Source organism: Streptomyces sp. MBT65, assembly GCF_016612545.1.
In the GTDB taxonomy this organism is placed as follows: domain Bacteria; phylum Actinomycetota; class Actinomycetes; order Streptomycetales; family Streptomycetaceae; genus Streptomyces.
In genome coordinates, this window is the sequence record NZ_JAENRY010000284.1 from 1 (window position 1) to 10044 (window position 10044).

The 10044-nt window shown below is 70.6% G+C and carries 10 protein-coding genes; 5 read left to right on the plus strand and 5 right to left on the minus strand.

The annotated features are described in order from the left end of the window. Positions 1-685: 685 nt before the first annotated feature. Positions 686-973: a DUF4190 domain-containing protein gene (locus JHN63_RS40720; protein ID WP_200690163.1), complete on the minus strand. Its 288-nt coding sequence runs from the start codon at positions 971-973 to the stop codon at positions 686-688. Positions 974-1207: 234 nt separating this feature from the next. Continuing rightward, positions 1208-2827, minus strand: coding sequence for an MFS transporter (locus JHN63_RS40725; protein WP_200690155.1), 1620 nt, complete (start codon positions 2825-2827; stop codon positions 1208-1210). An 83-nt stretch (positions 2828-2910) separates the two neighbouring features. Here JHN63_RS40725 and JHN63_RS40730 point away from each other — a divergent pair, with 83 nt between their 5' ends. The 3 genes from JHN63_RS40730 to JHN63_RS40740 all read left to right on the plus strand — a co-directional run bounded on the left by JHN63_RS40730 (position 2911) and on the right by JHN63_RS40740 (position 5779). Beyond that, entirely contained in the window at positions 2911-3546 is a 636-nt protein-coding gene (locus tag JHN63_RS40730; protein ID WP_200690156.1) for a TetR family transcriptional regulator, read from the plus strand. A gap of 93 nt (positions 3547-3639) precedes the next feature. Beyond that, the gene (locus tag JHN63_RS40735; RefSeq protein WP_200690157.1) at positions 3640-4872 is read left to right on the plus strand and encodes an alpha/beta hydrolase; all 1233 of its coding nucleotides are present in this window, start codon (positions 3640-3642) and stop codon (positions 4870-4872) included. Between the two features lie 58 nt (positions 4873-4930). Continuing rightward, positions 4931-5779 carry a DUF4429 domain-containing protein gene (locus JHN63_RS40740; protein ID WP_200690158.1) on the plus strand — a complete coding sequence of 283 codons (849 nt, stop codon included), beginning with the start codon at positions 4931-4933 and terminating at the stop codon, positions 5777-5779. A gap of 81 nt (positions 5780-5860) precedes the next feature. Here JHN63_RS40740 and JHN63_RS40745 read toward each other — a convergent pair whose 3' ends face one another. Together JHN63_RS40745 and JHN63_RS40750 are read right to left on the minus strand one after the other, a co-directional pair. Next, on the minus strand, positions 5861-6880 hold the full coding sequence (locus JHN63_RS40745) for an aldo/keto reductase (RefSeq protein WP_200690159.1): 1020 nt from the start codon (positions 6878-6880) through the stop codon (positions 5861-5863). Further along, a complete protein-coding gene (locus JHN63_RS40750; RefSeq protein WP_200690160.1) occupies positions 6877-7338 on the minus strand; it encodes a MerR family transcriptional regulator in 462 nt (153 codons plus the stop codon). Before JHN63_RS40750 ends, JHN63_RS40745 begins: the two co-directional genes overlap by 4 nt. A gap of 97 nt (positions 7339-7435) precedes the next feature. Here JHN63_RS40750 and JHN63_RS40755 point away from each other — a divergent pair, with 97 nt between their 5' ends. Then, a complete protein-coding gene (locus tag JHN63_RS40755) occupies positions 7436-7903 on the plus strand; it encodes a GNAT family N-acetyltransferase (protein ID WP_200690161.1) in 468 nt (155 codons plus the stop codon). A 19-nt stretch (positions 7904-7922) separates the two neighbouring features. Next, on the plus strand, positions 7923-8750 hold the full coding sequence (locus tag JHN63_RS40760) for a serine hydrolase (RefSeq protein WP_200690162.1): 828 nt from the start codon (positions 7923-7925) through the stop codon (positions 8748-8750). Here JHN63_RS40760 and JHN63_RS40765 read toward each other — a convergent pair. After that, positions 8747-9400: a pirin family protein gene (locus JHN63_RS40765; protein WP_200690164.1), complete on the minus strand. Its 654-nt coding sequence runs from the start codon at positions 9398-9400 to the stop codon at positions 8747-8749. The genes JHN63_RS40760 and JHN63_RS40765 overlap by 4 nt on opposite strands. Positions 9401-10044: the final 644 nt, after the last annotated feature.

A 10044-nucleotide genomic window follows, 5' to 3' on the forward strand; every position in this document is an offset into this window, starting at 1 on the left:
GTACGGGGGTTGCGGGCGGAGGTGGCGGCGTTGTCGGGGGTGCGGGGGGCTGTTCTGTCTGGGGTGACGGCGTTTTCGGGGGCCGAGGTGACGACTTCGTCGGGCGCACCGGTCTCGACTCCGTCAGGGGCAGAGGTGACGGCCTCTGCGGAGCCAGGAGGGACAGCCTTGTCCGGGGCAGGGGCGGCGACCTCGTCCAGCGCGCCGACGGCAGCCCGCTGCGGGGCAGAGACTGCGGCCTTGTCGGGGGCGGAGGTGACGGCCTTGTCGAGGGCGTCGGCCTCGACTCCGTCCGAGGCGGAGGCGATGACGCTCGCAGGCGCGTCGGAGGCGGCCCGCTCCGGGGCGTCGACAGCAGGTGTTCCACTGCCGGTCGAGGACGAGTTGTCCCGCTAGCCGCGGCTCACAAGAAGGTTCACTCAGCCGCGGTTCAGAAGGGCGTCGACTCGACCGCGCCTCAGAAGGGCACCCCGCCCAACCGCGTCCCAAGAGCACACTGCTGAGCCTCAGCCCAGGTGCACGTCCTCTGAGCCCCAGCTCGAGCGAACCTCCGCTCAGCCCCAGCCCAGAAGAACGTCCGCCCGCGCCCAGCCCACCGGCAAAAGCGCGTCCACTCAGCCGCGGTTCAGAAGGGCGTCCGCTCCACCCCGGCTCACAAGAACGCCGCCCCGCCGTAGGCGCGCGCTCAGAAGAACGTCCACAGGACCGCCGCCACCGTGTCGATCGTGCCCAGGATCAGGGCCACCAGCGCCATCACCCGGCGGGAGCCCGTCCAGCTGCGGCCCATGGCCAGCCAGCCGCAGATCATCGCGATCGGGCCGAGGACGATCCCCAGGTTCCCCGCGAGGAAGAAACCCGCGATCGCGCAGACCAGTCCGGCGATGGCGAGCGTCGCGCGATCCGGCCCGCTCCGTGACCCCATGCGGCCACGCGAGCGAGGGTTCCTGCGCGTTCCGTTGCCGAAGCCCGTCATCGTCAACTCCCTGGGCGTCCGTACCAGTTCGGTCAGTTCCCTACGACGACCGGATACCCCCGTACGCACAAAAAAAGCCTGCTTGCGCGCTGCCCCCCTCCGGCAGCGCGCCGCAGACCAACCCGTCCCCCCTGCCCTGCGGAGGACTTGACTTACTGTGACCTGCGGCGCGTACCGAGCGCCAGGAATCTTTAGCTCAGTCACCCTGATAGGCGAACTCGCCCCGAATCAGGGTTAGATGTGGGCCGCGCCCGCTCCCGCCTCCGCGTTCTCGCCGCGCTTGGTCAGCAGCGCGACGAACACCGCGACCACCGCGACGCCGGCCGCGACCAGGCAGGCCAGGCTCATGCCGGAGATGAACGTGTCGTGGGCGACCTGCGTGATCTTCGCGGCGACCGCCTCCGGGGTGCCCTTGGCGATCGGGGCGACCCCGACCTGGACCGCTTCGGCGGTCGCGTCGAGCTGCGGCTGGGTGAGCTTGGGCAGGCCCGCGTCCGCCCAGTTGCCGGCCAGGTCGCTGTCGACGCGGGAGGCCATGACGGCGCCGAGGACGGCCGTACCGAGGCTGCCGCCGATCTGCATCGCGGCCTGCTGGAGACCACCGGCGACACCGGACAGCTCCATGGGCGCGTTGCCCACGATGACCTCGGTCGCGCCGACCATCACCGGGGCGAGGCCGAAGCCGAGCAGGGCGAACCAGATCGACATGACGGCGCTGCCCGTGTCCGACTCCAGGGTGGACATGCCGTACATGGCGATCGCGGTGGCCGCCATGCCGCCGGCCAGCGGGATGCGCGGGCCGAGCTTGGTGATCGCCGCGCCCGCGAGCGGCGAGCCGACGATCATCATCCCGGTGAGCGGGAGGAGATGGAGACCGGCGTCGATGGGGCTCATACCGTGCACGTTCTGCAGGTAGAACGTCACGAAGAACAGGCCGCCCATGAAGGCGATCGCCATCAGGACCATCAGCACCACACCCGCGGACAGCGGGACCGAGCGGAACAGGCCCAGCGGGATGAGGGGTTCCTTGACCTTCTGCTCCCAGAACGCGAACAGGGCGAAGCCCAGCACCGAGACGGCGAGGAACGACCAGGTCGTGCCGGAACCCCAGCCCCAGGTCGGCGCCTTGATGAGGGCCCAGACGAGGCAGAACATCGCGCCGGAGAGCAGCGCGATGCCGAGGACGTCGAAGGAGCGCGGCGCGTTCTCGGCGCGGTGGTCGCGCAGGATCAGCAGGCCGAGGACCAGCGCGACGGCGCCGACCGGCACGTTGATGAAGAACACCGACTGCCAGTTGACGTGCTCGACGAGCACACCGCCGAGGATCGGGCCGCCCGCGGTGGAGGCGCCGATGACCATGCCCCACAGGCCGATGGCCATGTTGAGCTTCTCGGCCGGGAAGGTGGCCCGCAGCAGGCCGAGCGCGGCCGGCATCAGCAGCGCGCCGAACAGCCCCTGGAGCACGCGGAAGGTGACGACGAACGCGATGCTGTGCGAGAGGCCGATCGCACCGGACGCGAGGGCGAAGCCGCTCACGCCGATCAGGAAGGTCTGCCGGTGGCCGAAGCGGTCACCGAGCTTGCCGGCGGTGATGAGGGAGACCGCGAGGGCGAGGAAGTACCCGTTGGTGATCCACTGGACGTCGGCGAAGCTGGCGCCGAGGTCCTTCTGGATGGCCGGGTTGGCGATGGCGACGATGGTGCCGTCGAGGGCCACCATCATGACGCCGACGGCGACGGTTATGAGGGTGAACCACGGGTGGCCGCGCAGCCCCGCGGAGGGCGTCGGGTCGGACGGGGCGGCTGCTTCCTTGTCCCCCGGCCCCGTCGCGCTGATGGTGGTCTGACTAGTCATACATGCGAGGCTAATGTCAGCCGCTGACACTTGACAAACAGGTTCAGATGTCGGCCGCTGTCAACAAGTAGGAGGAGAACGGCATGGAGACGTTGCGCGAGCGCAAGAAGGCCCGCACGCGGGACGCGCTGCTCCATGCCGCCCTGGAACTGTTCACCACCAAGGGCTACGAGCGGACCACCGTCGACGAGATCGCCGAGGCCGTCGACGTCTCGCAGCGCACCTTCTTCCGCTACTTCGCGAGCAAGGAGGAGGCCGCGTTCTTCGTGCCCCGGCTCACCGAGACGCACTTCGTCGAGGCCGTCCGCGCCCGCCCGCCGCACGAGGCCCCGCTGGAGGCGCTGCGCCGGGCCGTGCTGGAGAGCTGGGACACCATCAACGAGGCGATCCAGCAGGTCGTACCGCTGGATCTGCACATGCGCACGTACCGGGTGATCGAGTCGACGCCCGCGCTGCTCGCCGCGCATCTGCGGCGCTCGCAGGAGCTGGAGGAGGAGCTGGCGCAGATCGTGGCCCGACGGGAGGGGCTGGCCGTGGACACGGACCCCCGGCCGCGGCTGGTCGTGGCCGTGTTCGGCGGGGTGATGCGGGTGGTGGAGCGGATGTGGATCGCGGGGGACGACCTCAGCATCGAGGCGATGCGGGAGCTGACCGCCGACTATCTGGACGGGGTGGGACCGGCGCTCGCCGGGAACTGGCGCACGAGCCGCACGAGGTGAGTCGTACTGAGTTTCTCGTCACGCCTCGCTGAAACGTGATCCCCGTCACTCGGTTAACGCGAGACCCTCTCGTTCTCCTAGTGTGTCCTCCCAGTGACTTCCTTCGACTCCTCCCCCACGCTGAACGCCTGGCGCGCACTGGCCGCGCTGGCCGTGGTGTTCGTGATGCTGGCGACCACCGGCTGGACCGCGGTCCGCAGCCACCCGGGGAAAACGGCGCTCCAGGCCTCGCTCTCCGCGTGGGAGCACGGCCACATAGACGGGCGTGAGCTGCCCGACCCGGACGGCTCCGCGACCCGGCTGGCCCGCTTCTTCGCCTCGCTCACCGCACAGCAGCGCACGCGCCTCGCGCACCGCTACCCGCTCGCGGTCGGCAACATGAACGGCGCCCCGGTCGAGCTGCGCTACCGCGCCAACCGGGTCGCCCTCGACCAGCAGCGCAAGGTCGAGAAGAAGCGCATGCACGACAACCGGCTCACTCCGCTGGGACAGCAGGAGGCCGGCCGCCTCATGCACCGCTTCGAGGTGCTGATGACCGTGGGCCGGCACATCCTCGCCTTCGACCCCGAGGGCTCGGGCCGGATCGCCGAGGTCTTCGGTGACCTGGACAGCGCGCAGCGCGTGTCGATCATCGTCCCCGGCGTGGACACCGACCTGCTGACCTTCCAGAAGACCAACAAGGAGTACTCGGCACCGGTCGGCATGGCCAAGAACCTGTACGCGGCCGAGAACACCGCGAAGTCCAGGACGGACACGACCGGTACGCGTACGGCGGTCATCGCCTGGGCCGACTACACCTCCCCCGGCGGCCTCGGCATCGACTCGGCCACCGCGGGCCGCGCCGAGGCGGGCGCCGTACGGCTGAACGCGCTGGTGCGGGCGCTGCCCGGGACCTCGCAGGTCGCCCTGTTCTGCCACAGCTACGGCTCGGTGGTGTGCGGGGTCGCCGCGCACGCTCTGCCCTCGCGGGTGACCGACATAGCGGTGGCCGGCAGCCCCGGCATGCGCACCTCGAAGGCCTCCCACCTGCACACGCTCGCCCGGGTGTGGGCGATGCGGGACGCCGACGACTGGATCCAGGACGTGCCGTACATGGAGCTCGGCGGCCTCGGGCACGGCGAGGACCCGGTGTCGAACGCGTTCGGCGCGCGGGTGCTGGCCGCCAAGGACGCCGAGGGTCACACCGGGTATTTCGCGACGGGCACCGACAGCCTCGCCAACTTCGCCGACATCGGGGTTGGCGCGTACCGCTCGGTGACGTGCGCACACGAAGGTGACACCTGCCGAGAGGGTTTGTCCGGCGCCTCAGCGGCCGGACGCGCGTAGAAACAGCAGGAAGTGCGGTCTGCGCGGGGATGGGACGGAGGAGCATGTGCCGCCTACGATGAGCCGCATGGGTGACGTACTGGCCGGATTTCATGCCGCCTGGGAGTTCGAGTCCGACTCGGTGCTCATCCGCTACGAACGCAGCATTCGAACACCCAAGCTATTCCAGGCGCTGGGTGAACGCCGGATCCCCTTCGAGGCGATCCAGGGGGTGACCCTCGCCCCCGGCCGACGCGGCACGGTCGTGCTCCGCGCGGAACCCCGCCCCGGCGCCGACCCGCTGATGGAGGCGGCCGCGGGCCAGCTCAAGGAGAGCTGCGACCCCTACCGCCTCGTCCTGCCGGCCGAGCGCGAGACCCTCGCCGAGTACTACGCCGACGAGTTGCGTGCGCAGCTGAAACGGGACGCCGAACCCGCCGAGCGGTTTCTGGTGGCCGCGCCCGAGGTGCCGCTGCGGTTCAAGGCGTACGACGGCAAGGCGTCCTTCGACGGGAAGACGGTGTCGTTCCGCTGGTTCTGGACGGGCGCGTCGTCCGCGAAGTGGAAGGCCGGCGACCAGAGCTTCGCGATCGCCGACCTCAACGGGGTCGAGTGGCGCTCCCCCGAGGTCTTCGAGGGGCATCTACGGCTGTTGCGCGGGGCCGCGCCGCTGGTACCCGTCGATCAGGATCCGGCGGCCGTGGTGTTCGGGCTGGGGTACGGGCCCGTGCACGAGTCCCTGCCGTTCGCGGCGGCCGTCCTCGCGGCGGTCCGCTCCGCGCGGCCCGCTGCCGTGGTGCCGGCCGCACGGCGTGACCCCGCGGACATCGCCGAGCGGATTCGGCATCTGGCGGAGCTGCATGCGGCGGGGCTGGTGACGGACGAGGAGTTCAGCGTGAAGAAAGCGGAGCTGCTGGCAGAGCTCTAGCCGCGGGTTCGTCGCGGCTGGTCGCGCCCACGCGGCGGAGCGGCACATGTCACGGCCCCGCACCCCCGCCCGGAGCGCTCTTCAGTTCTCCCTGCTCGTCGACGCGAACGTCATGTCCGCGTAGCGGTCGCCCGCCACCTTTCCGGCGATCGGCTCCAGGAGGGACAGCTCGTCGTCCGTCAGGACGATCCTGGTCGCCGCCGTGTTCTCCTCAACCCGGCCGGGCTTGGTGGTGCCCGGGATGGGGATGACCGGCAGGCCGTGGACCTGCGCACGCTGTTGCACCCAGGCCAGGGCGACCTGGCCCAGGGAGGCCCCGTGCGCCTCGGCGACCGTCCGCACCGGATCCAGGAGGGCGCCGTTTGCGGCCGCGTTCTCGCCGGTGAAGCGGGGCTGGCTGCGGCGGAAGTCGCCCTCCGTGAGGTCCTGTTCGGCGTTCGAGAAGGAACCGGTGAGGAAACCGCGGCCGAGCGGTGAGTACGGTACGACCGCCACGCCCAGCTCGGCCGCCGCGCCGACCAGGCTGATCTCGACGTCACGGCTGAACAGCGACCACTCCGACTGCACGGCCGCGATCGGGTGCACGGCATGTGCGGCCCGCAGCTCCGCGCCCGTGATCTCGCTCAGCCCGAGGTGCTTGACCTTGCCCTCGCGGACCAGTTCCGCCATCGCGCCGACGGTGTCCTCGATGGGGATGTCCGGGTCACGGCGGTGCATGTAGTAGAGGTCGATGGTGTCGATGTCGAGCCGCTGGAGGCTGGCCTCGACGGCCTGGCGGATGTACGGGCGGTCGTTGCGGATGACACGCCGGGTGGGCTCGCCCGGCGGGATCGACAGGGCGAACTTGGTGGCGACGACGACCTGGTCGCGGTGCGCCTTGAAGAACGGCGACAGGAACCGCTCGTTCTCCCCCATGCCGTACGCGTCCGCCGTGTCGTACAGGGTCACGCCCAGTTCCAGCGCGCGGTCCAGGGCGGCCAGCGACTGCTTCGCGTCGGCGGGGCCGTAGGCGAAGCTCATGCCCATGCAGCCGAGGCCCTGGACGCCGACCTCGGGGCCGGCCGCGCCGAGTCGTGCGGTCGGGATCGTGGCGTCGGTCATCCGGCTTTCTCCTTCTCGAAGGCGTGGGCGTCGCCGTAGAAGGCGATCTTCCGGTCGAGTACGGCGAGGGTGTCGTGCAGTTCGGCGATCCTGGCCAGGACGTCCCGGCGGGTCGCCTCCAGCAGGTCGAAGCGGTCGCCGTAGGTGTGGTCGCCCTCGCGGACCAGTTCGGCGTAGCGGACCATGTCGGCGACCGGCATGCCGGTGAGGCGGAGCTTGCCGACGAGGTCGAGCCAGTCGAGGTCGCGGTTGCTGTAGCGGCGCTGGCCGGTGTGCGAGCGGTCGATGTGCGGCATCAGGCCGATGCGCTCGTACCAGCGCAGGGTGTGTGCCGTCAGGCCGGTGAAGGCGACGACCTCGCTGATCGTGTAGCTGTCCGCGCCGTCCGGACGCCGCTCGCCCTGCGGCGGGCCCGCGCAGCTGTCGGTCCTGGTACCCGTGGTCTCCATCACCGTCATGACCACCACGCTATGGCCTTGGAGTGCACTCGAAGCAAGCGGAACCGGTAAGAAATCGGCGCGACGGGCCAAGGGCGCGGTGGATAGCGTGCGGGTCATGAGTCTCGTACGACGGGCCGCCCCCGACGATGCCGTCGAACTGCTGCGACTGCGCCAGGTGATGATCGACTCGATGGCGGGTTCGGACCCCGGCACGGACTGGCAGGCGCGGTCCCTGCCGACGCTGCGCGAGCGGCTGGCCTCGGACGAGGACTTCGGGGCCTTCGTCGTCGAGCATCCGGAGCGGCCGGGGGCACTGGCGGCGCTGGTGGTCGGGACGGTCGACTACCGGATCGGGAAGGCGAGCAGCCCGCACGGGCGGTCCGGTTTCGTCTTCAGCGTGGCCACCGACCCGGACGCGCGCCGCCGCGGGTACGCCCGCGCCTGCATGGAGGAACTGCTCCAGTGGTTCCGCGAGCGCGGCGCCGGCCAGGTCCTCCTCACCGCCTCCCCGGACGCCGAGCCGCTCTACGCCTCCCTCGGCTTCACCCGCAAGCCCGACCCCATGATGGGGCTCACGCTCTGAACCACTTAGGCTCGACGGCATGTCCCTGCAGAGCCTCGCGCTGATCGAGAACTGGCCGGTGCCGACCGCCGCGGCGGGTGTCGTACGAGCCGACGGAACCGTCCTCGGCACCCACGGCCCGGCCGGCCGCCGCTTCCCGCTCGCCTCGGTCACCAAGCCGCTCGCGGCGTACGCCGCCCTCGTCGCGTACGAGGAGGGCGCGATCGAACTGGACGAACCGGCGGGTCCGCCCGGCGCCACGGTCCGCCATCTCCTCGCCCACACCTCGGGGTTGGCCTTCGACGAGCACCGGGTGACGGCCCCGCCCGGCCAGCGCCGTCTGTACTCGAACGCGGGCTTCGAGCAACTCGGCGACCACCTCGCGAAGGCGACGGAGATCCCGTTCGCGGACTACCTGCACCAGGCGGTGCTCGCGCCCCTGGGCATGAGCTCGACCTCGCTGCAAGGCTCCCCGGCGAAGGACGGCGTCTCGACGGTCACCGACCTCCTCCTCTTCGCCGCCGAACTCCAGGCTCCGCGCCTCCTCGACCCGCGCACGGTCGCCGAGGCGATGACGGTCCAATTCCCCGGCACCAAGGGCGTGTTGCCCGGCTACGGCCACCAGAACCCCAACGACTGGGGCCTCGGCTTCGAGATCCGCGACTCCAAGTCCCCGCACTGGACGGGGAGTTCGTCCTCCCCGCGCACCTTCGGCCACTTCGGCCAGTCCGGTACGTTCCTGTGGATCGACCCGGTCGCGGGCGCGGGGTGCGTGGCGCTGACGGACCGGGCGTTCGGGGAGTGGGCAGTGGGGGCGTGGCCGGGGTTCACGGACGCGGTGCTGGCCGAACTCCCCTCCGCCGCCTAGAGCATCTCCCACATCAGCAGCTCGGCTCCGGTCGCCGCCTCCACGGCCAGATCCCGCGCGTCCGTGATCCGGGCGGCGTCCCCCGCCCCCAACTCCTCTTTCCCCACCCGCACTTCACCCCGCACCACATGCACATACACATGCACGGCATCCGGTACGGCGGTCCGCTCCCCCGCCGCGAGCCGCCGTACGTGCAGCATCGCGCCCGCCTCCGGTACGGCGTAGGGCGTGGAGTCCGCGATGCCGTGCACGATCTCGTACGACGGTTCGCCGCCGGGTTCCAGCGGGGCGAGCCACATCTGCACAAAGGTCAACGGGCCGTCGCTGTCGTTGCGTTCGACGTGCCGGACACCGGCCGCCGAGCTGAGCCGCTGGACGTCACCGGGGCGGACCCTCGTCAGGTGCCCGGTGGAGTCACGGTGGCTCAACTCCCCTTCCACGACCCAGGTGATGATCTCGGTGTGGCTGTGCGGGTGCTCGTCGAAGCCGGCGCCGGGCGCGAGCCGTTCCTCGTTGCAGGCGATGATCGCCCCGAACCGGAGGTTGTCCGGGTCATAGTGCGGCCCGAAGGAAAAGGCGTGCCAGGACTCGATCCCGACCTCCGGGTCACCCCCTGGGTAGCGCTCGGCGGAACGCCATACGTCCATCACACCCACCACGGTAGCCCTGCGGGGCACCGATCCGTTTCCCTACGGCAGCCAGGCGGACCGGGGTGTGCGGCTGATGCGCTTCTTGGGTTGCCGGGTGGGGCGGCTGGTGCACTTCCTGGCCACCGAGTCGAGCGGCTGGTCCGCTACTCGCCCCACCGAATCGGGTGGCTGCTGCGCTTCCCGGCCCACCAAGTCGGGTCGTTGATGCACCTCTCGCCCCACCGAGTCGGGTGGCTGCTGCGCTTCTCGGCCCACCAAGTCGAGCGGCTGGTCTCCGCTACTCGCCCCACCGAGTCGAGCAACCGGTCCGCTTCCCGGCCCACCAAGTCGGACGGCTGATCCGCCACTCACCCCACCGAGCCGACCCGTTGATGCACCTCTTGACCCACCGAGCCAAGCAGCTGGCCTCCACTACTCGCCCCACCAAGTCGGCCGACTGATCCGCCACTCGCCCCACCGAGCCGACCCGTTGATGCACCTCTTGCCCCACCGAGCCAAGCGACTGGCCTCCACTACTCGGCCACCGAGGCGGACGGCTGGTCCGCTACTCGGCCCACCGAGTCGGGTCGTTGGTGCACCTCTTGACCCACCGAGTCGGGTGGTGGGTGGGCAAAGGCCGGGGGGCTGGGGGCGGAGCCCCCAGG